33 protein-coding genes are annotated in these 24,164 nt (G+C 68.6%); 21 read left to right on the top strand and 12 right to left on the bottom strand.

Annotation, left to right across the window (positions count from 1 at the left end):
* Window positions 1–8: 8 nt before the first annotated feature.
* The 4 genes from recQ to ACFOYY_RS25160 form a co-directional block, all read right to left on the bottom strand.
* Entirely contained in the window at window positions 9–1,970 is a 1,962-nt protein-coding gene (gene recQ / locus ACFOYY_RS25175; RefSeq protein WP_386192617.1) for a DNA helicase RecQ, read from the bottom strand.
* 60 nt (window positions 1,971–2,030) lie between these two features.
* A complete protein-coding gene (locus ACFOYY_RS25170) occupies window positions 2,031–3,137 on the bottom strand; it encodes a serine hydrolase domain-containing protein (RefSeq protein ID WP_362781874.1) in 1,107 nt (368 codons plus the stop codon).
* A 72-nt stretch (window positions 3,138–3,209) separates the two neighbouring features.
* Window positions 3,210–4,220, bottom strand: a complete 1,011-nt coding sequence (locus ACFOYY_RS25165) for an RNA polymerase subunit sigma-70 (protein WP_386192613.1) — start codon at window positions 4,218–4,220, stop codon at window positions 3,210–3,212.
* Window positions 4,221–4,360: 140 nt separating this feature from the next.
* Complete coding sequence (locus tag ACFOYY_RS25160; RefSeq protein ID WP_386192611.1) at window positions 4,361–5,194, bottom strand: hypothetical protein; 834 nt, start codon at window positions 5,192–5,194, stop codon at window positions 4,361–4,363.
* Between the two features lie 424 nt (window positions 5,195–5,618).
* Between ACFOYY_RS25160 and ACFOYY_RS25155 the strand changes: the two genes are divergently transcribed.
* Window positions 5,619–7,214: a M4 family metallopeptidase gene (locus tag ACFOYY_RS25155; protein ID WP_386192608.1), complete on the top strand. Its 1,596-nt coding sequence runs from the start codon at window positions 5,619–5,621 to the stop codon at window positions 7,212–7,214.
* Window positions 7,215–7,239: 25 nt separating this feature from the next.
* Here the strand turns inward: ACFOYY_RS25155 and ACFOYY_RS25150 are convergent, their stop codons facing one another.
* Window positions 7,240–7,509, bottom strand: coding sequence for a DUF6343 family protein (locus tag ACFOYY_RS25150; protein ID WP_362781862.1), 270 nt, complete (start codon window positions 7,507–7,509; stop codon window positions 7,240–7,242).
* Window positions 7,510–8,156: 647 nt separating this feature from the next.
* On the bottom strand, window positions 8,157–8,570 hold the full coding sequence (locus ACFOYY_RS25145; protein ID WP_386192604.1) for a GntR family transcriptional regulator: 414 nt from the start codon (window positions 8,568–8,570) through the stop codon (window positions 8,157–8,159).
* 201 nt (window positions 8,571–8,771) lie between these two features.
* Here ACFOYY_RS25145 and ACFOYY_RS25140 point away from each other — a divergent pair, with 201 nt between their 5' ends.
* From ACFOYY_RS25140 to ACFOYY_RS25130, 3 genes are all read left to right on the top strand, one after another.
* Window positions 8,772–9,935 carry a helix-turn-helix domain-containing protein gene (locus ACFOYY_RS25140; RefSeq protein WP_386192601.1) on the top strand — a complete coding sequence of 388 codons (1,164 nt, stop codon included), beginning with the start codon at window positions 8,772–8,774 and terminating at the stop codon, window positions 9,933–9,935.
* 143 nt (window positions 9,936–10,078) lie between these two features.
* Window positions 10,079–10,444: a hypothetical protein gene (locus tag ACFOYY_RS25135; RefSeq protein ID WP_386192598.1), complete on the top strand. Its 366-nt coding sequence runs from the start codon at window positions 10,079–10,081 to the stop codon at window positions 10,442–10,444.
* The gene (locus ACFOYY_RS25130) at window positions 10,441–10,593 is read left to right on the top strand and encodes a hypothetical protein (protein WP_386192595.1); all 153 of its coding nucleotides are present in this window, start codon (window positions 10,441–10,443) and stop codon (window positions 10,591–10,593) included. The genes ACFOYY_RS25135 and ACFOYY_RS25130 overlap by 4 nt, the downstream gene beginning before the upstream one ends.
* 903 nt (window positions 10,594–11,496) lie before the next feature.
* On the opposite strand, the gene ACFOYY_RS25125 is transcribed toward ACFOYY_RS25130, so the two are convergent.
* Window positions 11,497–11,688 carry a hypothetical protein gene (locus ACFOYY_RS25125; RefSeq protein ID WP_386192592.1) on the bottom strand — a complete coding sequence of 64 codons (192 nt, stop codon included), beginning with the start codon at window positions 11,686–11,688 and terminating at the stop codon, window positions 11,497–11,499.
* A gap of 168 nt (window positions 11,689–11,856) precedes the next feature.
* Between ACFOYY_RS25125 and ACFOYY_RS25120 the strand changes: the two genes are divergently transcribed.
* Window positions 11,857–12,282: a hypothetical protein gene (locus tag ACFOYY_RS25120; RefSeq protein ID WP_386192590.1), complete on the top strand. Its 426-nt coding sequence runs from the start codon at window positions 11,857–11,859 to the stop codon at window positions 12,280–12,282.
* Here the strand turns inward: ACFOYY_RS25120 and ACFOYY_RS25115 are convergent.
* From ACFOYY_RS25115 to ACFOYY_RS25095, 5 genes are all read right to left on the bottom strand, one after another.
* Window positions 12,242–12,532, bottom strand: a complete 291-nt coding sequence (locus ACFOYY_RS25115) for a DUF6247 family protein (RefSeq protein WP_386192587.1) — start codon at window positions 12,530–12,532, stop codon at window positions 12,242–12,244. The two genes, ACFOYY_RS25120 and ACFOYY_RS25115, sit on opposite strands and share 41 nt — an antisense overlap.
* A 115-nt stretch (window positions 12,533–12,647) precedes the next feature.
* Complete coding sequence (locus ACFOYY_RS25110) at window positions 12,648–12,956, bottom strand: hypothetical protein (RefSeq protein ID WP_386192584.1); 309 nt, start codon at window positions 12,954–12,956, stop codon at window positions 12,648–12,650.
* The gene (locus ACFOYY_RS25105; protein ID WP_386192581.1) at window positions 12,953–13,099 is read right to left on the bottom strand and encodes a hypothetical protein; all 147 of its coding nucleotides are present in this window, start codon (window positions 13,097–13,099) and stop codon (window positions 12,953–12,955) included. The genes ACFOYY_RS25110 and ACFOYY_RS25105 overlap by 4 nt, the downstream gene beginning before the upstream one ends.
* Before the next feature lie 31 nt (window positions 13,100–13,130).
* Window positions 13,131–13,655 carry a hypothetical protein gene (locus tag ACFOYY_RS25100; RefSeq protein WP_386192578.1) on the bottom strand — a complete coding sequence of 175 codons (525 nt, stop codon included), beginning with the start codon at window positions 13,653–13,655 and terminating at the stop codon, window positions 13,131–13,133.
* A gap of 737 nt (window positions 13,656–14,392) precedes the next feature.
* Complete coding sequence (locus ACFOYY_RS25095) at window positions 14,393–15,130, bottom strand: GntR family transcriptional regulator (RefSeq protein ID WP_386192575.1); 738 nt, start codon at window positions 15,128–15,130, stop codon at window positions 14,393–14,395.
* A gap of 186 nt (window positions 15,131–15,316) precedes the next feature.
* Here ACFOYY_RS25095 and ACFOYY_RS25090 point away from each other — a divergent pair, with 186 nt between their 5' ends.
* The 16 genes from ACFOYY_RS25090 to ACFOYY_RS25015 all read left to right on the top strand — a co-directional run.
* Window positions 15,317–15,532 (top strand): helix-turn-helix domain-containing protein, encoded by a 216-nt coding sequence (locus tag ACFOYY_RS25090; protein ID WP_386192628.1) that lies wholly within the window; start codon window positions 15,317–15,319, stop codon window positions 15,530–15,532.
* A 29-nt stretch (window positions 15,533–15,561) separates the two neighbouring features.
* Window positions 15,562–15,699 carry a hypothetical protein gene (locus ACFOYY_RS25085; protein ID WP_386192572.1) on the top strand — a complete coding sequence of 46 codons (138 nt, stop codon included), beginning with the start codon at window positions 15,562–15,564 and terminating at the stop codon, window positions 15,697–15,699.
* Window positions 15,696–15,896 carry a hypothetical protein gene (locus ACFOYY_RS25080; RefSeq protein ID WP_386192569.1) on the top strand — a complete coding sequence of 67 codons (201 nt, stop codon included), beginning with the start codon at window positions 15,696–15,698 and terminating at the stop codon, window positions 15,894–15,896. The genes ACFOYY_RS25085 and ACFOYY_RS25080 overlap by 4 nt, the downstream gene beginning before the upstream one ends.
* On the top strand, window positions 15,896–16,018 hold the full coding sequence (locus ACFOYY_RS25075) for a hypothetical protein (protein ID WP_386192566.1): 123 nt from the start codon (window positions 15,896–15,898) through the stop codon (window positions 16,016–16,018). The genes ACFOYY_RS25080 and ACFOYY_RS25075 overlap by 1 nt, the downstream gene beginning before the upstream one ends.
* Before the next feature lie 82 nt (window positions 16,019–16,100).
* Complete coding sequence (locus ACFOYY_RS25070) at window positions 16,101–16,265, top strand: hypothetical protein (protein WP_386192563.1); 165 nt, start codon at window positions 16,101–16,103, stop codon at window positions 16,263–16,265.
* 14 nt (window positions 16,266–16,279) lie between these two features.
* Entirely contained in the window at window positions 16,280–16,447 is a 168-nt protein-coding gene (locus tag ACFOYY_RS25065) for a hypothetical protein (protein ID WP_386192560.1), read from the top strand.
* Window positions 16,448–16,534: 87 nt separating this feature from the next.
* Window positions 16,535–18,085 (top strand): hypothetical protein, encoded by a 1,551-nt coding sequence (locus ACFOYY_RS25060; protein WP_386192558.1) that lies wholly within the window; start codon window positions 16,535–16,537, stop codon window positions 18,083–18,085.
* A 98-nt stretch (window positions 18,086–18,183) separates the two neighbouring features.
* Complete coding sequence (locus ACFOYY_RS25055) at window positions 18,184–18,366, top strand: hypothetical protein (protein ID WP_386192555.1); 183 nt, start codon at window positions 18,184–18,186, stop codon at window positions 18,364–18,366.
* Entirely contained in the window at window positions 18,366–18,704 is a 339-nt protein-coding gene (locus ACFOYY_RS25050) for a hypothetical protein (RefSeq protein ID WP_386192552.1), read from the top strand. Before ACFOYY_RS25055 ends, ACFOYY_RS25050 begins: the two co-directional genes overlap by 1 nt.
* Complete coding sequence (locus ACFOYY_RS25045) at window positions 18,701–19,633, top strand: hypothetical protein (protein WP_386192549.1); 933 nt, start codon at window positions 18,701–18,703, stop codon at window positions 19,631–19,633. Before ACFOYY_RS25050 ends, ACFOYY_RS25045 begins: the two co-directional genes overlap by 4 nt.
* Before the next feature lie 34 nt (window positions 19,634–19,667).
* Entirely contained in the window at window positions 19,668–21,839 is a 2,172-nt protein-coding gene (locus ACFOYY_RS25040) for a hypothetical protein (RefSeq protein ID WP_386192546.1), read from the top strand.
* 140 nt (window positions 21,840–21,979) lie between these two features.
* The gene (locus ACFOYY_RS25035; RefSeq protein ID WP_386192543.1) at window positions 21,980–22,519 is read left to right on the top strand and encodes a hypothetical protein; all 540 of its coding nucleotides are present in this window, start codon (window positions 21,980–21,982) and stop codon (window positions 22,517–22,519) included.
* Window positions 22,520–22,527: 8 nt separating this feature from the next.
* The gene (locus tag ACFOYY_RS25030; protein ID WP_386192625.1) at window positions 22,528–22,797 is read left to right on the top strand and encodes a WhiB family transcriptional regulator; all 270 of its coding nucleotides are present in this window, start codon (window positions 22,528–22,530) and stop codon (window positions 22,795–22,797) included.
* Between the two features lie 80 nt (window positions 22,798–22,877).
* Entirely contained in the window at window positions 22,878–23,303 is a 426-nt protein-coding gene (locus ACFOYY_RS25025; protein ID WP_386192540.1) for a hypothetical protein, read from the top strand.
* A 73-nt stretch (window positions 23,304–23,376) separates the two neighbouring features.
* Window positions 23,377–23,724: a hypothetical protein gene (locus ACFOYY_RS25020; protein ID WP_386192537.1), complete on the top strand. Its 348-nt coding sequence runs from the start codon at window positions 23,377–23,379 to the stop codon at window positions 23,722–23,724.
* 157 nt (window positions 23,725–23,881) lie between these two features.
* The coding region (locus tag ACFOYY_RS25015; protein WP_386192534.1) for a hypothetical protein at window positions 23,882–24,164 on the top strand (283 nt) is incomplete at its 3' end.

The following is a 24,164-nucleotide window of genomic DNA, read 5'->3' as shown; positions in this document are numbered from 1 at the left end:
GCCCTCCGTCAGGCCTCCTCCGCCCCCTCGGTTTCCCCCTCCTCGGGCTCCCCCGGCTCCCCCGGTTCCTCCGGCTCCCCGGCGAGGACCTCCAGGATCTCCTGGCCGTACTTGGCCAGCTTGTTCTCGCCGACACCGCTGACCGTGCCCAGCTCCGCCAGGCTCGACGGCGTCCCGGCCGCGATCTCCCGCAGGGTCGCGTCGTGGAAGATCACGTACGCGGGCACCCCCTGCTCCCTGGCCGTGGCCGCACGCCAGGCGCGAAGCCGTTCGAACACCGGCACCGCCTCCTCGGGCAGGTCCGCCTGGGTCATCCGGCGGGACTTCGCGCCCTTGGCCCGCGTCTCTCCCCGGGCCCCCTCGGTCTCCGTCCGCGTCTGCCGCTGGGGCTGGGGCTGGCGCCGCATCATGACCTGCCGCCTGCGCCCGAGCACCTCCGAGCTTGCCTCGGTCAGCAGCAGCGTGCCGTAGTCGCCCTCGACCGTCAGCAACCCCTGGGCCAGCAGCTGCCGTACCACGCCACGCCACTCGGCCTCGCCGAACTCGGTGCCGATGCCGAACACCGTCAGCGAGTCGTGGTTGTGCTGGAGCACCTTGGGCGTCCGCCTGCCCAGCAGGATGTCCACGATCTGCCCGGCGCCGAACTTCTGGCGCCGCTCCCGCACGAGCCTGAACACGGTGGACAGGACCTTCTGCGCGGCGACCGTGCCGTCCCACGCCTCGGGCGGCGACAGGCAGGTGTCGCAGTTGCCGCACGGCTCGCCTCGCTGGCCGAAGTAGTCGAGCAGGCGCACCCTGCGGCACTGCACGGTCTCGCAGAGCGCCAGCATCGCCTCAAGGTGGGTGCCCAGGCGCCTGCGGTGCGTGTCGTCACCCTCCGAGGTGTCGATCAGCTTGCGCTGCTGCACGACGTCCTGCAGGCCGTAGGCCAGCCAGGCGGTCGAGGGCAGGCCGTCCCGCCCGGCCCTGCCGGTCTCCTGGTAGTAGCCCTCGACCGACTTGGGCAGGTCGAGATGGGCGACGAAACGCACGTCCGGCTTGTCGATGCCCATCCCGAAGGCGATGGTCGCGACCATGACCAGGCCGTCCTCCCGCAGGAAGCGCGCCTGGTTCTCCGCCCTGGTCCGCGCGTCGAGCCCCGCGTGGTACGGCAGCGCCTGGACGCCGTTGTCCGTCAGGAACTCGGCGATCTTCTCGACGGAGGACCGCGACAGGCAGTAGACGATGCCCGCGTCACCGGGGTGCTCGGTGCGGATGAGCCGCAGCAACTGCCGCCTCGGCTCGTTCTTCGGCTCTATGCGGTACTGGATGTTCGGGCGGTCGAAGCTCGCCACGAAGTGGCGGGCCTGACCGAGGTTCAGCCGGGAGGCGATCTCGGCGTGGGTCGCCGGGGTCGCGGTCGCGGTCAGCGCGATGCGGGGCACGTCGGGCCAGCGCTCGTGCAGCGTGGACAGGGCCAGGTAGTCGGGCCGGAAGTCGTGCCCCCACTGGGCCACACAGTGCGCCTCGTCGATGGCGAACAACGAGATCTTGCCCCGGTCGAGCAGCCTCAGCGTCGTCTCGACCCGCAGGCGCTCCGGCGCCAGGTAGAGCAGGTCGAGTTCGCCCGCCAGGAAGGCCGACTCGACCGCGGCGCGTTCGTCGAAGTCCTGCGTGGAGTTGAGGAAACCCGCCCGCACCCCGAGGGCCGTCAGGGCGTCGACCTGGTCCTGCATGAGCGCGATGAGCGGCGAGACGACGACGCCGACGCCCTGCCGTACGAGGGCGGGGATCTGGTAGCACAGGGACTTGCCGCCGCCGGTCGGCATCAGCACGAGGGCGTCGCCACCCCCGACGACGTGCTCGATGATCTCCTGCTGCCCCTGCCGGAACGAGGCGTACCCGAAGACACGCCGCAGCGTCTGTGCCGCCTCGCTCTCCCAGGCCTCGTCCTGCGGGTGATGGTCAGGACCGTTCTCGGAGGTGGGCACCGCGCCATTGTATGAGGACACAGTGCCCACACCGGTGGGAACCGGAGAACGGCCCCTCGGTCAGGCGTGCCCGAGGACGACCGTGGCGATCCGTTCGACGGCGCCGAAGTCACCGGCCGAGATCCGGTTCTTCATCACGCCGACGCTGAGGCCCGTCGCGGTGTCGGCGAAGGCCGCGGTCCCTCCGCTGCCCGCCATTCCGAACAGCGTCGGCGCGGCCACGGCCGGGGTCAGGCCGATCGAGTAGCCCAGCCCCCAGCTGGCCGGGGCGCCGGTCACCTCGTCCACGCCCGTCGTCGCCGGGGATGACAGCTCGCGGAGCCGCTGCGGGGAGACCAGCTCCCCGCCGAGTAGCGCGTCGTACATACGGGCGACCGCGCGGGCCGTCATCGTGGCCCCGGCGGGGATGTCGGAGCTCAGCACGTCGGCCCGGTTACTGAAGGCCGCGTCGGGCATCGCGGCGAGGGGCGCCGCCGTGTAACCGTCGACCACCCTGAAGAACGGGATCTGGGCCAGTGTCTCGGCGGGCAGCTCCATCGGGGGTCCCGCCTCCTCGATCCTGGCCAGCCTGCCCAGCTCGGAGGCGGGAACGCCGAAGAACAGCTCGCCGGCCACCCCGAGCGGTTCCGTGAGCTCCTCGCGGAGCACCTGCGAGACAGGCTTTCCCGTGACCCGGCGCACGACCTCACCGAGGATGTAGCCGTAGGTCTGTGGGTGGTAGCCCGACCTGGTTCCCGGCTCCCACCACGGGGTGGCGCCGGCGACGGCCGCGCACATCCGGTCCCAGTCGCACAGGTCCTCCGGTGTGGTGCCGACCGGCACCCCGGGGACACCGGTCGCGTGCGTCAGGGCGTGCCGTACGGTCGCCTTCTCCTTGCCGTGGGCGGCGAACTCGGGCCACACGTCCGCGATCGGGGTGTCGTAGTCGACGACCCCGCGCTCGGCCAGCACGTGCACGAGCGTCGCGGTCACCCCCTTGCCCGTCGAGGTGGCGTAGACCGGGGTGTCCGGGGTGAGGAGACGGCCGGTCTCCGGGTCGGCCACGCCGGAGACGACGTCGGCCAGGAGTTCGCCGTGGCGGTAGACGGCGACCTGCACACCGCGTTCGGCCCCCGACTCGACGAGTTCGTCCGCGACGGCCTGCACGTCCCGCTGAAGATCGGTCATGGTTGTTCCTTCCTCGATTGCTCCCCCGTATGACGAGGGCCGCGCGAAAAAGGAATCGGTCCCCTCCCCGGGTCAGAGCGAGGACGGTAGGCCGAACCTGGGGAAGACCCCGTCCCCGTAGGTGGTGATCTGGGTGACCAGGCCGTCCTCGACACGCAGGACGCCCATCCAGGAGGGCGAGAAGACCGTCTCGCCCGGTCTGCGGAGATACGCGGCGGCGGCAGGCTGCCGGTTGGCCCGGGTGGCGACCACCCGCCAGTCGCCCCACGCCTCCGGACCGACCATCGCGGGCGTCCACGACGCCAGAAAGGCCGTACGGCCGAGCAGCCAGATCGGGGCGGGCGGCATCGTCTGCCACACGTCGGCCCTCAGCACCTCGGCCAGGGCGGACGGGTCGGCCTTCTCCAGGGCCTCGACGTAGCGCCGCAGAACCGCCTGGTCCTCGGGTACCGACTTGGCGGGGGCGGTCCAGTCGAGGCGCCGTGCGGGCAGGTGCTCCCTGAGCACCGGCCTGGCACGCTGCAGGGCGCTCTTGACCGCCGCGACGGTCAGCTCAAGCGAGACCGCGGTCTCCTGCGCCGACCAGCCGAGCACGTCGCGCAGGATCAGCACCGCCCGCTGCCTGGGCGGCAGGTGCTGGATCGCGACGAGGAAGGCCAGCTCGATCGTCTCGCGGTCCACGACCTCCTCGGCCGCGTCCAGCAGCGTGTCGGGATAGGGCTGCAGCCACGGCACGGCGCCCGAGACGGGCGGCTCAAGTCCCGGATCCGCCTCGATCGCGGGTGCGGGGCGCGGCTGCGGGTGTCGCGGATGCGCCCTGAGGTGGTCCAGGCAGACGTTGGTCGCGATCCGGTACAGCCAGGCGCGCAGCCCGCTCTCCTCGCGGAGCGTCCCACGTCCGCGCCAGGCCCGCAGGAACGTCTCCTGCACCAGGTCCTCGGCATCGTCGAAGGAGCCGAGCATGCGGTAGCAGTGCACGTGCAGTTCACGCCGGTGCTCCTGCATCCGCTCGGCGAAGCCGTCCGCCCCCGTCGTCGTCAGGCCTCTCGGGCCGGGGGCCATGGGAGCACCGGTGCCGGTCATGAGCGGGATTCTAGGCGGCCACGACGGCAGCGGCGGAACCGCCGCCGCGGCCGTCGTGGCTTCCCTTTCCGAGCCCGGAGAGCTTCCGGAGCCAGAGAGCGTCCGGATTTAGGGAGCCTTCCGGGGCAGGGGAGCCGGGATCAGGATCCGGGCGCGGGGATCGGGGACTGCGGGAGCGGAGGCTCCGTCACCGTGGCGGTCGGCTCGGGGCCGGGGGTGGTCGGAAGGTCCGTGGGTGTCTCAGTAGGCGTCTCAGTGGGAGGCGCGGTGGGCGTCTCCGTCGGGAGCGCCGTGGGAGACGCCGTCGGCGTCGGGCAGAGGGCGGGGGTGTGCCGCCTGTCGCCCAGCCGCCACAGCGGAGACGACCACCAGTTCCCACGCCAGAGCTTCCTGCTCGGCCGTGACAGGTCGAAGACGTGGGCGGCCGTGGCCGTCTCACCTGTGGCCGTCGCGGTCACCGAAATCCAGTCCCCCTGCCTGATTTCGTTGCCCCGCCTGCCCGCGTAGACCTTGGTGGAGTCGTCGATCGCGTACACCTTCTCGAAGCCGTCCTGGCTCCGCACGGTGACCGAGTCCTCCGTCAGCGTGGTCGCCTCTCCCGTCTGGGAGAGCACCGTGAATCCGCAGCCGTCCTTCGCCGGCAGGACGAACTCCCCGTGCAGGACCTGCGGGAAGGCCACCCGGGGGACCTTGGGCGCCGGGGCGGCGGTCGGGAGGCCGGTCGGGGTCGGAGACGGGGGCGGGGGTGGCGTCGGAGTCAGAGTCGGAGTCGAGGTGGGGATGTCGGTCGGAAGAGGCTGGGTCGCCGTGGGCGTCGGCGTCTCCGGCCCCGTGGGAGCGGGGGCGGGCGACGCCGAGGCCACGGCTCCCCCGACGCCCCCCGACGCCACCAGCACGACGGCGGCCGCGAGGCTCAGCGAGCGCGGAACGCGCCGCCGTGTCTCATCTGGTCTGTCATCGTTCGTTGGCTTCACGTGTCCTCCATCGGACTTGACGGGAAGTGCTTCCACCGGCCCCACCGGGGACGGGCACGGCGGAGCATGGCCTTCCCCGATGAGGCGTGAGGAGACTTCCCTCTCTCATCCGCTCATATCGCCCCAAATCCCAATCGACCCTCCGAACCCAGCGTTCTCCCAGGTCATCCCACTCATGCAAAATATTGATAAATCAGGAAATCGGAACTTCCTCCAACGGGAGGCCGGAGCGTGACATGCTCGACGGGGGCGGTATGCCCGTGTTTCACACGAGCCGCTTCCCGTAATTCGGCCACCCTTTTTCCGGGGCCGGCTATACGACAAAAATATGGGAATTCATGGGGTTCTGCTCTTCGGCAACCGATGTCACCGTTGGGGCAGCCCTGGCCGGCCACGGCTCCTTGCGGACAAGGAGTCACAGCGAATGAACCCTAGAGCCCCCAAAGTCAAGGTGGGAGCGACCGCTTTCGTGACGGTCGTCGCCATGGGCACGTCGGCGTTGGCCGGTCTTCCCGCGCGGGCCGCGCCCGACGCCCGATCGAGCGACGCGCAGGCCCCGTCCGCGTTCGCGCCGCCCGGAGCCGAGGCCCGTGAACGCGCGGCCTCGGGCGTGGCGAGGATCCTGGCGGAGCGGGCCGGGGAACTGCGCGTGGGGCCGGGAGACGCCTTCGAGCCTCCCGTGATCACATCCGGTGTGCGGGGCCTGCAGTACCTGCTGTACCGGCGCACCCACCACGGGCTGCCGGTGTACGGCGGCGACGTGATCGCCTCCGCCGACAGCGGCGGCACCACCGTCGGCCCCGTGACCACCGGCCAGCAGGTCTCGCTGGAGGGCGTCGGCACCGTGGCCAGGATCAGCGCCGGCGACGCGGCCTCCGTCGCCAGGGCCCAGGGCAGGGCCGTACGCGAGGTGGGCACGCCCCGCCTGCTGGTCCACGCCACGACCACGCGTCCCCGGCTCGCCTGGGAGGTGGCCGTCACCGGCGGCACGGAACAGACCCCCGAGGTGCTGCGCGTCTTCGTCGACGCGCTCGACGCGAGTGTCATCGGCACCCACGACCAGGTCAGGTACGGCCTCGGCAACAGCTTCTACAACGGCAACCCGGTGACCATCCAGACCACGGGCTCGGGCGGCTCCTTCGTCATGCGGGACCCGACCCGTCCCGGGCTGGCCTGTGGCGGCCAGAACGGCACCCCCTACTCCAAGTCCGTCGACACCTGGGGCAACGGGACGGGCACCAACCTGGAGACCGCCTGCGTCGACGTGCTGTTCGCGGCGCAGAAGGAATGGGACATGCTGCGTACCTGGCTGGGACGCGACGGCCTCGACGGCGCAGGTCACGCCTTCCCGGCGCGCGTCGGTCTCAACCAGGTCAACGCCTACTGGAACGGCTCATACATCTCCCTGGGCCACAACCAGTCCAACACCCGGCAGGCCGCCTCGCTCGATCTGGTCGGGCACGAGTACGGCCACGCCGTCTACCAGCACTCGGGCTCCGACGACGGCGGCACCCCCGAGGCCCTGTCGCTCAGCGAGTCGTCAGGCGACATCTTCGGCGCGGCGACCGAGCACTACGTCAACCACGCGCCGCCCCTGGACCCGCCCAACTACCTGATCGGCGAGGATCTGGGCTTCGGCCCTGAGGCGGTCCACAACATGTACAACCCCTCCCTGCAGGGTGAGCCCAACTGCTACACCGCGCTCTCCACGAGTCCCGGGCCGCAGGATCACTGGTTCTACCTGCTCGCCGAGGGGACCAGCCCGCAGAACGGCCCCCCGAGCCCGGTCTGCGGCGGCCCGACTCCGCTGACCGGCATCGGCATCCGCAAGGCCACGGAGATCTTCTACAGCGGCCTGCAGTACAAGACCGCTCCCTGGACCTACGCCAAGGCGCGCATGGCGACCCTCAGAGCCGCCAAGGCTCTCTATCCGAAGAGCTGCGCCGAGTACAACGCGACCAAGGCCGCCTGGACCGCCATCTCCGTCCCCGCCCAGCGTGGCGAGCCCGGCTGCCTCTGACATCCGCCGGCCGTTCGAACGCCGATCATTCGAACAGGGTGTGCCCGTCGCCGCGCCGGTGGCGGCGGCGGGCCACCACGACCAGGTCGATCAGCGCGACCAACGCCAGCACGGCCAGCACGATCGTCGGCCAGGTCAGCCCCGCCGTACCGGCCAGGAACGCGAACACCCCGCAGACGACCAGCCCGAAGGTCGCCAGCGCCATCCTCAGGTTGAGCGCGCTGCGCGGCCGTTCCCCGGTCGGGGAGATCTCCGACCAGATCCTGCTCGGTCTGGCTTCGGGTTCTTTCCTCATGACGGCTGGACCTCTTCGGATCGCCTCGCCCCGTCAACCCCAGAACACGACGGAACGGTCAAAAAGGCCCTTCCCCCTCTTGTCCCTCCTACCCACACCGCCAGGAGTCAAGGGGCCATGGCGGCTCGCCCTAGGAGAACGACGTCCGGCAGGCGAGTGGTGCATGAGCGATGTGGCCAAGGCGCCAGACGACGTCAATGAAAAGACCCTGACCCTTGGTGCGGGTCAGGGTCTCGCTGTGGGCACTACTGGGTTCGAACCAGTGACATCTCGCTTGTAAGGCGTTATGCCATGAGCGACGTAGCCACCTGCATGCTCCCACCTGGGCAAAGAGCGAAAATGACAAAAGCGAGATGTGTCTAAAAGATCTTCAAATCGCGCCCCAAACAGGCTTCCTGGAGCCCTGTACGTCATTCAATAGTGAACAAACAGCAACAATCATGAACCCTGACAGGCGGCCACCCGCTCATGTACTCTCCGATGGCTGGTCGCCAGCAGGCGAGGGGCGAGCAGCCGCACGGTCATGCGGCCCATTCCCCCGGCGTTCCGCCGGCCGTGCGGCGAAAAGAGCGGGGCCCCGGTACAGGACTTACCGGGGCCCCCACCCTCGCGGAGAGTGTCCTGGTGACTCTCTCCGAGCTTAATGATCACTCAACGATCAGGGACGTCCTGTCTCCCGGAAGCACCTCGGGCTCCTCCCCTGGCCGTTCAATCACGAAAACGGGCACCCCTTCATCGAGGCTCATCGCGCGTCGTTCCGCCTCTGTGGGGATGCGGGTGGTGACAACTACACCTTTAGAGATTTCGACCATGGTGACCTCGCCTGGACCGCGAACGTAAGATCCGGCGCCGACGACGGTACGGATGGCGCCTTCGTGCTTGAGGACACGTAAAGCATCCCGCACGCTGTTGCGGCCAAGCCCGTAGATCTGCCCCAGCCGCTCCTCGCTCGGCAACCGCTGGCCGGGGGCGTATTCGCCGGCGTCGATCGCGGCTTTGATCAGCCGAGCGAGCTGCCGGTAGACCGGCGTATAGCTCGTCGGGTCGATGGTCACGATCATGGACCCTAAGCCGACCTGTTGGGAGAGGGGGCTGTGGGCCTATCCCAACAGATTTACGTCCAGATCTGCCCTGATAGGGGATGAATCACGGCGTGGCGGCTGGGCAGTTGTCCCTACACGGCAAAGACCCTGCACCGTAGCCTGAGGATGTCGAGTCGTCAGGAAGTGCAGGGTCTTATGAACGACGCTACCACGGGCCCCATGATCAGGCAGCAGCGCGAGCAGCGCGGCATGAGCACCACGGCCCTCGCCGCGCGAGTGGGCTGCACCACCCGGCACATCGAGCTGCTGGAGCAGGGCAAACGCACCCCCTCGCTCCCGCTTCTACGGCAGCTCGCTCTAGCCTTGGGTGTCCGCACCGCGGTCCTGCTGGGTGAGAGCCCCCGTGACTCGCATGAGCCGGGGCGCCCCCAGGTCGTCGACATCGAACGCGCGATGTTCGCCCGCAGAACAGCTGACCTTGAACCCCCGGACTTGGCTCAGGTCGCGGAGCGCCTCGCCGCGGCCCGCCAGTCCTGGTACAACTCCCCCGCCAAGTACTCCATCATGTTGCGGACGCTCCCTGGCCTTATCGGCGACGCGGAGGGGCTCCTCCTCGACGGCAGCGATCAGCAGGCTGCGCACCGCACCGCCGCGGACACGTACATCCTGGCGCGCGGAGTCCTCAAGCACCTCGGCCGGATCGACCTGGCGCACCTCGCTGCCGACCGGGCGATGCGACACGCGCAAGAGACTGCTGATCGGCTGATGATCGGGTGGGCCCACTGGAACCTCGGCCAAGGCCTCCTGTCCGACGACATGCACGACATCGCCTACGACGTCGCCCGCCACGGCATAGAGCAGATGGAGCCCGCCCTCCCCGACGGCGACGGGCGGCACCTCAGCGTCTACGGAGGGCTGCACCTGATGGCAGCCATCGCTCTAACCCGCTCTGGCGACGATGCCGGCGCGCGAGACCTTCTGCGTGGCCCCGCCCGTCAAATTGCTCAGCGCGTCGACGAACAGCGGCCAATGCTGGGCTTGTTCTTCGGACCAACGAACGTGGCAATTCACCTGGCCAGCGTGGAGTACGAGATGCGGCGCCCAGAGGCGGTCATCCGCCTCGCCGACGGCATTGACCTCACCCAGGTGGTCTCCACTGAGCGGCGCACCACCCACCTGTGCCAAGTCGCGCGGGCGTGCGAGGACTCGGGTGACGACGCCGCGAGCCTGGTGCACCTCCTGCGGATCGAGCGGGAGTGCCCCGAGGAGCTCGACCACAAGCGTTTGTTGCGGGACATGGTGCGATCCCTGGCCCGCCGGGCTCGGCCGTCCTGGGCGCCAGAGGTCAGGTACCTGGCAGAACGACACAAGATCCTCCTCTGACCCGTCTCCACCGCCCAGAACGGGACACAGCAAGCAAATTCGGGCACGTGGCGAACTGAAAGTTCGTCGTCACCGGTTCGGTTACAAGCAGTCACGCGGCCTTACGGTTCTAGTCATCAGCACCCCGGACTCCGGAGCGAGCGATGACTACGAGCACTCATGACAAGGTCATGGCGCGCGTGCTGGACCAGGCACGCCGCGAGTTCCCCAACGTCAGGTTCAGCCTCAACGGCGCCACCTGGACAGCGGCAGTAGGCTCCGGCGCCTTGACGGCCACCAGCGTCTCCAGACTGCTCGCCCAGCTTCGCCTCAAAGAGGAGCTAGCTGCCGACCATCCGGGGTGGAGCATCTGGATCTCCGACGGTGGGCGCTGGTACGCCACCCGCCGCACCGAGCTCACCAAGCGGGAGGCCGACGCTGGGTGCGCGAGGACAGTAGAGGCCGCGAGTCCCGCAGATCTCGTCGAAGGCCTTGCAGAGCAGGCCCGACGAGCCGAGGAGGCATCATGACCGACGACGACCGCACCCGCGAAATCGGCCAGCGGCATGCCGAGAAGCTGGGCATCCCCCTGAATATCTTCGCCGCCCTGCCCGGCGCGACAATCCCCGGCCCGGAGATGCTCAACGAAGCCCCTGACCGCGGCGGCAGTCAGGCGTAGAACTCGTGGGCGGTCGCGCAGGACCGCCCATGAGGCCGGGGCGCCAGGTTCTCTTTCTGGAGGGGTAAGAGGGCCACACGAAGGCGCCCCTCGCCTCGGCATATGGTGCCGAGGCAGGGCCTCCGTCGACACCGACGGCGGAGGCCCATCCGAGCTGGCCTGCCAGGAGGTCGCCCCCGTACCTCCTGGCAGGCCCCACGAAGGCCCCCGCCTTTCATCCCAGGCGGGGGCCTTTCGTCGCTTTTGCCGCCTTTAAAAGGATTAGTCTGCCTCTCTGCGAAAAGTCCATTTCTCCAATAAATGAATAGTTTTTGAAGAGACGTCTTCGAGCCAAAGCTCAGAGATCACTGATAATTTCGTCTCGGTTCGCAAGTGCCGCACCCGTTCTTCCCTCATCGTCTCAGTCGGTTTTCGGGGGATCGACTGGGAGGGCCGGGGTCATCCCCTAAGGGCATACCGGCCCGGAAGAGGGAAGCCGTGGCGAAGCACAGAACTGCCAGATCAAGCCGCCCCTGCTTGCGGTGTCTCCTCCTCGGAGGAGCCTCAGTAGTCATGGCAATCTGGCTGATCAGGAAGCGCAGGCCCAGCTAGCCACACCGGCCAGCTGGACCCGCGGAACGAGGCCCCGGCTGACGTTTTCCCCACGTGCCGGGGCTTCGTGCTGTGCGCAGACTTAGCAAATGCCGCGAAAACGTGGCACTAGTCGCGCGGCACCACAGTAGACGATGCACGTGGACTGTAGCGCCTCCATTGCATAACAGGTCGCAGATCGGTCACGTCGCGCATGGCACAGCCTCATAGCCCGATCGCCCTCGGCTGGAACGCCAACTACGCTCCTGAAACCCATGCGCCTTCTCGCCTTGCACGCCACGCTCAAATGGCCAAGAGAAAGGGCGAAGATTGTCATCCGACTACACCGAACCCAAGGGGCCGAGTGCTCCACAGGTCGTCGACAAGCACCAGCTCGCCGAGCTTCTCGGTCTGAAGGTTTCCTGGATCGAAGATCGATGCCGTCGACGACTCATCCCCCACTTGCTGATCGCTGGGCAGTACCGGTTCACCCAAGAGCACATCACCGAGATCCTCGCGATGCACGAGCGCCGCCCTGTCGCCGAGCCGGAGGCTGCTCCTCGGCAGCCCTCACCAGGCCTTGTGGCACCACTGCGCAATCGTGGCCTGCCAACGCACCGACTCAAGCATGCCCGTAGATGACAGTAGAAGATGGTTGCGAAGAAGCGGGAAACCACAGGAGGAGGTGGCAACGTGGACGCTAGAGAAAAGACCCGCCTGCGCATGACGTGCGACGTGCTACGCCTGCTTCGAACGCGGGACTTCCGAACCACCCTTTCCCCGCTTCGGAATGATGTGGAGTCAGCGGTCCTCGTCGGCTTCGGTGACGACACCTTGCAGTTTGTCATGGAGCGCGTCGGGCTCCTCGGCGGCAACGTGAACTTGATCGTGCCGATAGGGGGCCTCACGGCTTGGCCATTCCACATGGCGTTCCTCCGGATCACCAACGGCGGCAGCCCCGACGCTACGGCTGACGACGAGTGCCTGGTGAACGAGAACTCCGAGCTTGGAATGCTAATGGAGCTTCTGTGCCACCGCCGCCGAACAATGCGACTGCGCCTGCGCAGGCAGGAAACCGTCATCGAGCTGATGCACGACGGCGGGCTGCCTCTGCCTTGAGCGCCTCTACCAGAGGGACGCCCGGCTCGATCTTCGCTGCTTCGATCGCGTCGTGGTAGCCCGGCTGGTTCGCGGCGATGACGACCAGGTGCCAACGGTGCAGCAGCCTCGTGAGGTCCTTGTAGCGAGCGAGGTCATCCCTGGCGGCATCGACCGCCTGTCGGTACTGCCTCAGGAACTCCGGCCGTTCCCGGGCGGGCAGTCCGCGCAGGATCACCTGCGGGTCCTCCTCATCGAGCTGGACGCTCATGAGGCCACCGTACCCGCGAGAGGGGTGTCGCGGAAAAGGCCTGGCCATCCATCCTTGCGAGCTGGGCGCAGCAGGGGACTACGGTTGCACGCCCCTGAGGCCCAAACTGGACCCTCTACGCCGAACAGGCCGGACAGGCCGCCATGGTCATGGTCCGAGAAGCCTCGTTCACGCTCGCGACCTTCTTGTTTCCGAGGCAGTACCGGCACGGAAGCGCCGCCGCCACGACAGGATCCCGCCATACCCGATGCTCCCACGCGGCAGGCGGGACAGGAGACTCCTGCTCGTCTCCGCGTTCGGCCGGCTCGTTGTGTCCGCCGACCCAGCCGAGCCCGCCGCAGAACTGGCACGTCAGAAACAGGTCGGCGCCGAAGCGCTGCCCCTTGCGGCCCTGGCATTCCGGGCAGGCGATCGGATCCGTCACTTGCGGCCTGTCCCCTTGCAGGACTTGCACGCCACCCACACGCTCTGCTTCGGTCCCGTCCCGTTCCGGCTGATCCACTCTCCCTGTGCGCCCAGGCAGGTACCGCAGATCGGCGGCTCCTGGCTTTCGTCGTTTTCAGCCATGCCTCGACGGTACGACGCGGACGGGCCCCCGTCACGTGGGCGCCATAGCTGGGGTTCCACCACGCGCCAACTTGGCGGCGAGGACGATCACGTCGTCCCGGGCCGCGTCGTCACCAAGCCGCTGGCGGGCGAGGGCCATCAGGTCGAAGGCGTCCCCGCGCCGACTCAGCTCGGCACGAGCCGCGGCGACTTCAGGAGGCCCGTCAGAGGCTTCGCGGGGGCGCACGACGTGAACGGGCCCAACCGCGGACCTTCGGCGGCCCTGCGACCCCTGGATTCCTTGCAGGAGGGCCTTGGTGGCGGCGATGGTGGCGTCCCGCTCCTCGGGTGTGGTCTGCGGCGCCTCGTCAGGGTCGGGCTCCGGCTCGGGCGGCGGCGCTGACCGCCGGGCAGCCCGCTGTGCCGCCTCAACGCGGACGCGGTCGAGGAGATCGGACAAGTCGCCGTTCTCGGCCATACGAGCGACGTACGCAGCGAGGGATCTCGGCTGGTTTTCTCTCTTGATCAATCGAATGATTTCTCTCGTCTCGTCGACGGTCGACGAGACGGCGCTCATGACTTTCCGCTCAGCCGCGCTGAGATGAGAGTGAGTAAGAGAGTAGGAGGAGAGTGGACTCCGATTATCGGAGCAGCGAACATCAACTATCGGAGCAGAAGCTTCGACCATCGGAGCAGGACCAGCCCCCGCTCCTGCTCCGGTAGTCGGAGCATCTACTTCGATAGTCGGAGCAACTCCAGCACCTTCCTCTGCCTCGACCACCGGAGCAGTCTGCCCACCCTCTGCTCCGACCATCGGAGCAGATTCGGGGACGGCGAGACGGTACGTGATCGTCTTCCGGCGCATGGCCTTCCGCTCCACCTCGGACAGCGGAAGGCCAGTCTCTGGGTGCAGTCCCACGAGCCACCCCTTGCGAACTAGAGCGTCCCGCACTCGGCCGACCGTGCCCGCAGACCGGATCTTGCACTGCTGCATGAGGCGCCGGTCGGTGACCCAGGCCCGATCATGCGACGGCTTATGAGTGTGGTTGGCGTAGCACAGCGCCATCACCAGCTCGGCCTGAGTCAACTCGTCAGGGTCGACGGCCCATACGGCGTCGGCGTAAAGCTGTGCGGTAGTTGCTGGCCGCCGGGGCGGGGGCTCCTCAGCGCGCGAGGGGGCACCCGTCATGAGGCGTCACCGCCTGAACGCTTACAGGCGCGCGATATCGTGCCCATGGGTCTTCCTCCTGGTTGTGCAGGTGGTTGATCAAGGGCCTGTTCCGGTGCTCCAACACCGGGCAGGCCCGCTTGTTGTCAGGCCGGTCCCACGACCTGTTGATACTCCAGCTCATACAGGTGTCCGGGCTTGATCAATACGGACACTTCTACCGGCCGCCGACTGTCGCTGTAGACAGTCCGGAACTGACGCAGGATCGGCACTCCCTGCGGAATCTCCAGCGTCTCCGCTTCCTCCGCAGTGGGTGGCCGACACGAGATTCGATCGCTCCACTCCCGCTCTGGATAGCCCAACTCGGCCAGCACGGCGGGGGCGCCGCCTCGGATCTTCCCCCTCCCCGCCAGCGCCGTCCCTGCCGCCCAAGAAGCCGGATAGTACGACCGGGACAGTTCGACTGGAGTCTCCGCGCGAAGCATCAGCCGATGCCTCAGCACGGCTCGTTCCTCGCCGAGTGCGACCGCAATATCGGCAGGAGCCGGTCCTTCGCTTACGTCCAGGATCTTGTATGTCACTCCCCGGTCGGTCGGAATGAAGTAGGCGGCGGCCCGCACGGCGAACGGGTTCCCTTCGCGAACGTAGACGCCTGCCCCGGCACGGCTGTCCAAAAGCCCCTCCTCTTTGAGGATCTTGAATGCGCTCTGGATGGTGGCAGTCGAGACGCCGAACTCGACGGCGAGTCGTGGAATGGACGTGAGCTGATGGCGGGCAGGCAGGAGCCCCGCCATGATCTCCGCACGTAGAGAGGCTGCGACTTTCTCGACCTGAGGTCTGTTGTCCGGCTTCATGGCAGATCGTCTCCGCTCGTCGGTGGTCATACCACCCTATCCACGAGGCACCAAGGCTTACGAGGTCCACGCCTACACATAACCTTGTCACCATAAGCTTAAGGTACTACAGTCAGGGATGAACAAGTTCCCCCTGTCACCGCCTAGCCATCACCCGTCTTGTGTCCGATTTGGAGGTGTTTTGTGCGCACCCGTCCCGTCACCCAGTCCCCGCTAATGCGGGTTCCTGAGGTCGCCGAACTGTGCGAAGTCGACCCCGAGACCGTCAGGGTCTGGGTGCGCGAGGGGAAGCTTGCAGCCCGCCGAAACCCGGGCGGGCGAGTGATCATCTTCTGCCGGGACGACGTGTACACCCTGCTGGGCCTGACGCCCATCTCCGCCCAGAACGAGAACGGGCCCGTCATGGCGACTGCACCGCCAGACGAGCCCTAAGCCCACCCACCTGTCAGGAAGGAAGACCTGTGAAGCCTACCGCGATCACCGCCGAAACCCTCGAAACGGGCATCGACATCGAGACTGGCCGCGCCACCTGTAACGAGCACGGCATCGCACTGTGGGGTTGCGCCGCCCTCCACAAGCCCAAGGACGGCACCCAGTGACCGGCCGCACCGCAACCATCCGCATCATCCCCGGACTGAACCCCGGCAGCTTCCTGTACCTCATCACCTACGTCGAGAACGGCCAGAACGCCGGCCGGTCGGTCGTCCGCGCCGACCAGATCGGCTCGTGGAAAGCCGACCTCGTCTCCAACGGATGGACGATCGACGACCTGACCGTTCAGGGCGGTGAGGCGTGATGTCTGACGAGCAGCCGACCCTTCAGGAGCGGCTCGCCAGGCTCAACTCCTGGCAGTCCGGACAGGCCTCCACGGCGACGCCCTCCCCCACGGACGACTCCGACACCGAGGCCGAGAAGTAGCGCACTGTGCGGGTGCTCGCCCGGCCCTCCGGGTCGGGCGGGTGCCCGGAGCAGAGCGCTCCCACTCACTCCGGAGGTCGACATGAAGAAGAAGCCGGCGCCGTTCACCGACGAGGCGCTCGCAGCCCTCGCCGACACCGCAGCCCAGTTCCTCATCGCCCAGGCGGACGGTGACAGGGCCGGCGCCCAGGCCGAGATCAACAAGGCGGCCATCATCCGCGACAACCCCACCAGCCGCAAGAAGTAACCGAGGAGAACACCATGACCTTCACCGATAAGGGCGACACCTTCAACGGCCTCAGCGCCACCTGCGGCAGCTGCGGAACCACTTCCACCGCCGCCCACGGCTTCGCAGGACTGACCTGCACCTGCGGGCGAGTTCTTAGCGGTTCCGGCCGCAGCAACGAGCCTGACCTCAGCCGCCGCTGAACCGGTCCCGGGCCGCGACCTCACCGCGGCCCGGGACCTCAATCCCCAACCCCACCAGCGCAACCAGCGCAACCAGCAGGAGAGGACATGCCGAACCTTATCGACGAAGTCACCGCCTTCGCGTCGAACAAACCGATCGTGACGGCCATCATCTGCGTGATCGGCCTGACGCTCCTCGGCGTGGCCTACCTCGCAACCAGGGCCTTCTACCGGGCCGCGAACCAGTTCTTCCACCGTTACGTCGCGCCCCGTCCGGCCGAGGACATCCTCACCATCGTGGCCGCCAGCATCGCCACCGGCGTGTCCGCCCAGGGCATGTGGCAGTTCGTCGGCCGCATCATCACGATCCACTGGTCGCTTCAGGCGGCAGGGTTCGCGTTCATCGAGGTCGCGGTCATCACCAGCGCGGTGCGGGCCCGCCGCAACATGCGGGAGAACTACTCCGCGGGCATCGATGGCATCGCGGTGTGGGCCCTCACGATCCTGTCCGCGTGCCTGTCCGCCATGGAAGCCGCGTCCCTTCCCGAGGCAGTCTTCCGCCTGGCCGCCCCTCTCGTCGCGGCGTGGTTGTGGGAGCGCAGCATGTCCATCGAGCGGCGCCGCGCTACCGGTCGTAAGCGCATCAACTGGCGGTTCACCCCCGAACGCATGCTGGTCCGCGTCGGCCTGGCCGAGACGCAAGACCGAACCGCCGCCGAGGTTGACGCCCAACGGCGCCTCACGAAGGTCGCACTCGCCGCCGATGAAGCCCGCAGGCGCCGGGAGAGCGGCGCCTCGGACGGCAAGCAGCGCAGGGCTTTGGCCCGGATGCAGACCCTCTACTCCGCAGCGCACGCCCACACTGGGCTTGGCCGCGACGCCGACCTGCAGCGGGCTCTGGCCGCCGAGGTCGCCTCCCTAGGCTCCGCCCCGGCCCTCCTGAACGTCAAGCCCGCCTCCGCGTGGATGCCCGAGGCGGAGCCGACCGAAGACGACTTCAGCCGACTGGCCGACGAGACCCGGAACCTCAGTGACGCCCTCGGGGTGCGGGACGAGCTTCGCGCGATGCGAGACGAGGTGCGGGCCGCCGAAGCCAACATCGTCATGCTGACCCGGGATGTGACCTCTCCCGCGACTCGCGCCGAGGTCACATCCCGGGTCGCAGCCCCGGTCACGGAGTCGCTGACTTTCATACCCGAGGGGTGGGCCTCCGCCGCGCCCGCCGTGACCCCGTCCGCGACTCCGGCTGCGACCTCCGTCGCGGTCGCGGAACCGGTCACGGATGAGGTCACATTCAACATCACGGATGCTGCGGCGTACGACATCACGAGGGCGCTGCTCGACGGCTTCTCCGTGACCTCGACTGCGACTCCCGTCGCGACCTCCCTCGCGGTCGCGGGTCGGGTCACGAAGAAGCTCACCTTCCCGCCGAAGGCGGAGCGTCCTCTCCTACCGAAGACCGTGATCATGCGCAACTACTGGGACAAGGTCCGCCAGGAGGAGAACCGCTACCCCGGTCCGGTCGAGATCGCCAAGGCCGCCGGCGCCCATCACAGCCTCGCCTCCAACCTCCGCGCCGAGTGGGTGAAGGAGCTCTCCCCGTGGGAGCGGCGCAAGGCCAACTCCAAGAAGACCGGCGGAGCCAAGGCGTCCGTCTGAGCATTTCTTCCCCAGTCCGGCTAGCAGGCACGCCAGGTGTGAGCCCTGGGCGGACACACATCCCCGAACCCCACCTCAACTCGTGATCGGAGAACCGCATGCTGCTCCTGTTGACCGGGCTCACCGGAGCCGTGGTCGTGCTCATCTGGACCAAGGTCACCCGCTGGTATGAACTGCTCATCCTCGGCGGGCTCGGTGTGCTGCTCGGCGCCGCCCTCACCGGAGCCCGAACCTTTGATGCCCTGTCGTTCGCGGCGTTGTGGGCGGCGGTGTTCGGCTGATGAACGCCCAGGAGTTCGCTGCCCGCTGGTGGTCAATGAGGCCTGGCGCCGTCGGGGTGGCCGGGTTGACCACCGGCACGGTTCTGGTGATGGCCGTCACGGACTGGCCCGCGTGGGGTGCCGCGCTGACCACCCTCGGTGGGTTTGCCATCGCGACGGCAGGATTTGCCGCTTTGGAGGCGGCGAACGAAGCCGTCTCGCTGGCCGATGAGACGCCCCAGGACGTTGACGACGGGGACGGGGACGAGGGGCAGCCTGCTTTGCGTCCGGCCTTCGCCGTGGACGAGCCCGAAGAGGGCCGCTACGTCAACCTCAAGCTGTCCGAGGATGAGTCGTGACGGGCCTGGAACTGATCGTCGTGGTCGCGGTCGGTGGCGTCACCCTGGCCGCGGTCAAGCACCTCGACCAGGGTAAACCCCGGGCTGCCCGTAAGGGCCGCGGCGCTGCGCGGCAGTCCAAGCTCGTCAAGATCTACAACAACACCGGGGCCAAGCCCGTCGACAGTACAGACGCGGCCGGCGCCGCAGCTGAACTCACCGGCCGGGCCCTGGGCCGCGCCGCCCGCACCGGGTCTCGCCGGTGGCGGGCGGTGCGCACCGCCGCCAGCCGGGGCCGTGACCGGCTCGCCGACCGGGCAGCCCCCCGGTGGGAGAAGCGCCGCGATGCCCGCCCCGCCCCACTCTCTGAGCGGGTCAAGACAGTGCAGGCCACCCGCCGGGAACGCGGCTGGGGCGCCCTGCGCCCCTCCCTGGCCCGCGAAAAGGCCGCTCCGCCCGCCGAGGCGCCCGCCCCTACAGAGGCTGCTCCTACGGCGCCTTCACCAGCACCCTCACGGCATCTCACCGCCGTCCCCACCCCGTCAGCTCCGAAAGGCACCTCCGTGACCACTACCGCCGACCACGCCCCCATAGCGGCAGAAGCGATCCCCGCCCCCGCTGACTGGGCCGCCTTGATCGAGCGCATCGCCAACTTCGACCCCGAGAACGACACCGCGCTGATCTCCTGGATGAAAGGCGAGGCGGTCGGCGTCGTCGGCTACGCCGAAGCGCTCGAAGCCGTCCGGGAAACCTGCGTGACCTCCATCGGCCTGGACCCGTCCGCAGTGTCCGGCATCACCACCTACGGCGAAGCCGTCTCCGAGACCGCCGACCGGATGACCGCGGCACTGGCCCAGTTCCTCGCCGTATATGGCGAGGTCCAGCAGCTCGTCGAGGGCGGCACCAACCTGCCGTTCAACGGCCGCTGGTTCGGCGGCGCAGCCAGCTGACCTCCCTCACCCCGGCACGAAAGGCACCCTCCTCATGGCCATCGACACCCCCGACCTCCAGCAGGCCGAACAGGCTCCCCCGCGGCGCGGTTTGCTCCAGCACGCGATCAGCTGGGTGCGGTCCGACGAACTGCGCCGCGCCCCGCTGCTGCTCGCCCCGGCCATCTACGGGCTGGCCGCCGGCGCGCACGCGGTGGAGGCGCCCGCCTGGGTGGGGTTGCCGGTCACCGCCGCGGCGACCATCGGCGCGTACGCCCGCGCCATGAACCAGGTAGGAGACGCCTCCGACCCGGCCCGGGCCGCGCTCGCCACCGCCGCCACCGGCATGTGGCTGACCGCGGCCACCTGGTGGGGGGTGGCAGCAGGCCCGTACGGGCTCATGTCCTGGCTGGGCGGTGCGGCATGCGGCCTGGCGTACTGGGCCTACCGGCGCGACCCGGACGTCCGCCAAGCCATCGCCTGGCAAGCGGCGAGAACCGAGTGGCACCAGCGCGCCGCCTCCTACGGGCTGGCCGGGTCGCACCTGCTGGACTGGCGGGAAACCCGCCTGGGCGAGCAGATGGTCGTCGACACCCGCGGCACCGGCAAACGGGCCTCCCACCTGGCCGGTGCCGGGCTGGAAGAGCTGATCGCTGAAGAGGAGATGCTCCCCGCGTCCCGGGTCAAGGTGCGGCGTGGCGATATCGCGGGCCGGATCACGGTCAGCATCCGCTACAAGAACCCCTGGGCCCAATCCCTTCCCCACCCGTTGCTGGACCCCACCCCCGAGATTCCGCTGCCGGAGGTCGCCGACGGCCGGGAGCCGGTCATCATCGGCATGGACCCCGAGACCGCGAAACCGCTGCAACTGCTGCTGTGGGACGAGGACGGCGCCAAGCGGATCCTGGTCGTGGCGATCACCCGGGGCGGCAAAACCGTCGTGCTGTCGGACGTCATGGAGCGGGCGACCGCGGCGGACAACGTCTTCACAATCGGCATCAACGTCTCCAAAGCCAAGGAGATGCGGCGATGGGCGCCCGCCTTGGGGTTGTCGGCGTGCGGCCCGGCCGAACGCGTCAAGGCGCTGCGGATCCTGGAGCTTGTCCACGCCATCATCGACTTTCGGGCCGCCCAGGACACCGACGAAGTGACCGTCATCCCCCGCCGCACGCAACCGCTGATCGCAGTGTTCGTCGACGAGGCCGACACGCTCCTGGCCGAGTCCGACGCGTTGGGCATGGCCATCCGCAAGGAGTTCGGCTACCTGATGTCCAAGGGCGGTAGCGAAGGCGTCGCCGTCGTAGTCGCCGGCCAGCGCGGCACTGTCGCCCACCTGGGCAACGGCAACATCAAAAAGATGTTCGACTGGGCGGTGCTGCTGAAGTCCGCCGGGGAAAGCGAAGTGCGGCACGTGCTCGGCGACATCGGCCTGGCCATGCCGAACATGATGACTTACGGCGAAGGCAACCCCGGCGTGGCACTGGTCAGTGATCTGGCCGGGCATTGGAACGCCGGCCGGTCCTGGAAGCTCAAGGAGCTCACCGACATCGACCGGGTGGCCCGCGGCCGGAGCGCCTGCCCGCTGGAGCCGGAACTCATTCAGGCTCTCGCCGCCAAATTCGACGCGATCACCCGACTCGACGAGGCCGCCCCCAGGCGGGCCCGGCCTGCCACCGCCTCGACATCCACCCCAATTTCAGAAGAGGCACTCATGCCAGTTGAGGCGACAGACTCCGCCGAACAGGCGGCCCGCCACCGGGCCGCCGCCCGCGCCCGCCTGACCTCCCTCACCGTGCCCTCCGCGCCCGGCCTGACCGCTGGGGAGGCGCGGGCCGCAGCGATCGAGCGGCGCCGCCAGGCGGCCGAACAGACCGACATGAGCCCGGAGGTGCGGGAGCTGCTGGTGCGGCTCCTGACCCACCCGGACGGCACCACCACCAAGGCGGTCGAGGCCGCCATGCAGGACGAGCTCCGTCTGGAGGTCGGGGTGTCCAAGACCGGCGCATGGAGGTGCTTGGACCGGCTCCGCGTCGAAGGGGTGGCAGAGATTCGCGGCAAGGGCCGTGGCCGTCGCTGGCACCTCGCCGTACCCGCCCCCACACCTGAGCCCCTCCCTGAAGAGAGCGACGACTTCGATCACGAACGGATGGTTGAACTCATCGAGGAGGAGGCGGGCGAAGCGGTTCAGGAGGAGATCGCCGACCGCGAGTTTGAACACGCTGAGTGACATTTATCGTTCCGGCGCCCCTTCCGGATTATCGTTCCCAGCCCCTCCCCCGCCCCTCGTATAGGGGATCTGTCTGGAACAAGAAACGATTCCCCACCCGGCGCCACCACCATCACCGACCGTGACGAAAGTGAGCCCCCATGAGCTGGACAGCGCAGGCCGAAAAGATGAGCGACGTCGACGACCTCGGCATGGAAGCAGCGATGATCGGCGCCCGCTGCCGCTCCACCGGACTGGACCCGAAAGCCCTCGCCCCGATCACCGAAGCGACAGCCGCCCTTGGCCAGCAGGCGCTCGCCGGCGGCGACTGGCTGCCGTACGCCACCGACCACGAACTCGTCGGCGCCCTCGTCGATCTGCTCGACGAGATCGCCGACCGCTGGCAGGCCTACGTCCGGCTCCGCAACGCCGTAGCGACCGCCCGCGCCCGAGCACGGGCCTACCTGAACGCAGGCGCCACCGAGAACGAAGCCCTTCTGCGGGCCACGATCACCGACTGCACGACCGCCCTGGAGATCCTCAGCCACCTCGGCACCCGGCTCGGGCTGGCCAGCCGTCGCCTCCACGACGCCCCGGCCGCGCTCGGCGACACCTACGCTGCGGCCTACCGGCTCGTCCACGGCGGCCGGGTGCTGCCGCGCGACGGACGGTGGATCACCGGAGAGCCGGTGACAGCGTGAGCGGCAAGATGTGGCCACCCCGCCCCGACCCGGCGTTCACCTCCTCCTGGCGGGACTACGCCCTGTGCGCCGAAGTCGGCGACGTCGACGTCTGGTTCCCAGAGAAAGGCGAGTCCCCCCAGGACGCCAAGAAGGTCTGCTCCTCCTGCGAAGTGCGGGCCGCCTGCCTGGAGTACGCGCTGGCCACCCGCCAGCCTTACGGAGTCTGGGGAGGCCTGACCGAGCACGAACGCCGCCCCCTCCTGAGAGGCGAACTGCCCAACGAAGCAGCAGCGTGACATCCCATCCGCGATACCCCTCGCGATCGCATGATCCTCACCAAGCGCGCCCTTTCCTCTCCCAGACCAAGCAGGACCACATGCTTCTGACCGACCCAGACGAGCTGTTCGCCACCCTGGCCAACTTGCGCTTACCCCCTGGCTCCTATGTGATCTGCGGATCAGCCGCGCTGTACGTACGCGGCCTGCGCGCCCGCCTGGGCGACCTCGACGTGCTGACCACCGGCCCGGCCTGGGACATCGCCACCACGCTTGGCACCCCGCGCCCGGCCCCCTCCGGACACGGCCAGGTCATCCACCACCCGACCAAAGCGATCGAGTTCGTGGACCGGTGGACGCCCGGCTGGTCAAGTGACCGGCTGATCGCCACCGCCGACACGATTGACGGCCTGCCCTTCATGCGGCTGGGTGACGTCCTGGCCTGGAAGCAGGCCGCCTGCCGCCCTAAGGACCTGGCTGATATCGCCGCCGTTGACCGGCTCCAACGAATGTGGGCCGGCATGTAGTGCCCGCATCCCCGGCGGCCTGTCACCGGGCCGCCGTACGCTCACCCCACCCCCTCACCCAGGAGGACCACCGATGCACGACCCGAACACACACGCCCCCACCGCCCGGGTGGCCGTGCGAGGCGCCCTGCAGGCGGCGCTCGGCCTGGAGTACCACGACGAACGGCTGGACCCCGCTACCGGCCGCGTCCTCGACGAGCTGCTGGAGAACGGCTACACGGTCATCCGCCCGGCTCGCATCGAGTCCTCCCGGGTGGAGGACCTGCTTACCGCGGTCCGGCCGGTGTGGGATGGCGCCGAAGGCGGGGACGACGTCCGGCTGCGTGCGGTCGTGGCCGAGCTGGTGCCGCTCATCGCCTACCGGCTCGGCCACCACGCTGGCACCGTCACCGGCCACCACCAGGGCCGACGCTCCCGCTGACGATGCGCGATACCCAGCACGCCACGGCACCCCCGTTCTCCGTAGAGGCGGGGGTGTTCTGCTGCCTGCTGGCGTGGATCGACCATGCCGAGGTGGAGCCCCAGCTTTTCGTCAAGGATTCCTTGACGACCCCAGAGCGTCAAGGAATCCTTGACGTATGACAGATCAGCCTTCCGGCCTGGGATACACGTGGGCCAGCATGGCCCGCGCCCAGGCCCTGTCCCTCGCCGCCGACGCCGCAGCGATCGGCGAAGCCCTGGCCCGCCCCGCCAGCGACGGACCCGGCTCCCTGGCCGCCCTCGCCCACACCCTGACCCACCGCAGCACCGCGGCCCTGCGCCAGGCCGTCATCGCTGAGCGCCTGAGCGGAACCTCCTGGTCCACGATCGGCGCCGCACTCGGCGGGATCTCCAAGCAGGCCGCCTCCGAGCGCTACCAGC

The organism is Streptosporangium jomthongense, assembly GCF_042650425.1.
Taxonomy (GTDB): domain Bacteria; phylum Actinomycetota; class Actinomycetes; order Streptosporangiales; family Streptosporangiaceae; genus Streptosporangium.
The sequence above is the reverse complement of the archived record's forward strand: the minus strand, read 5'-3'. Positions and strand labels throughout refer to the sequence as shown.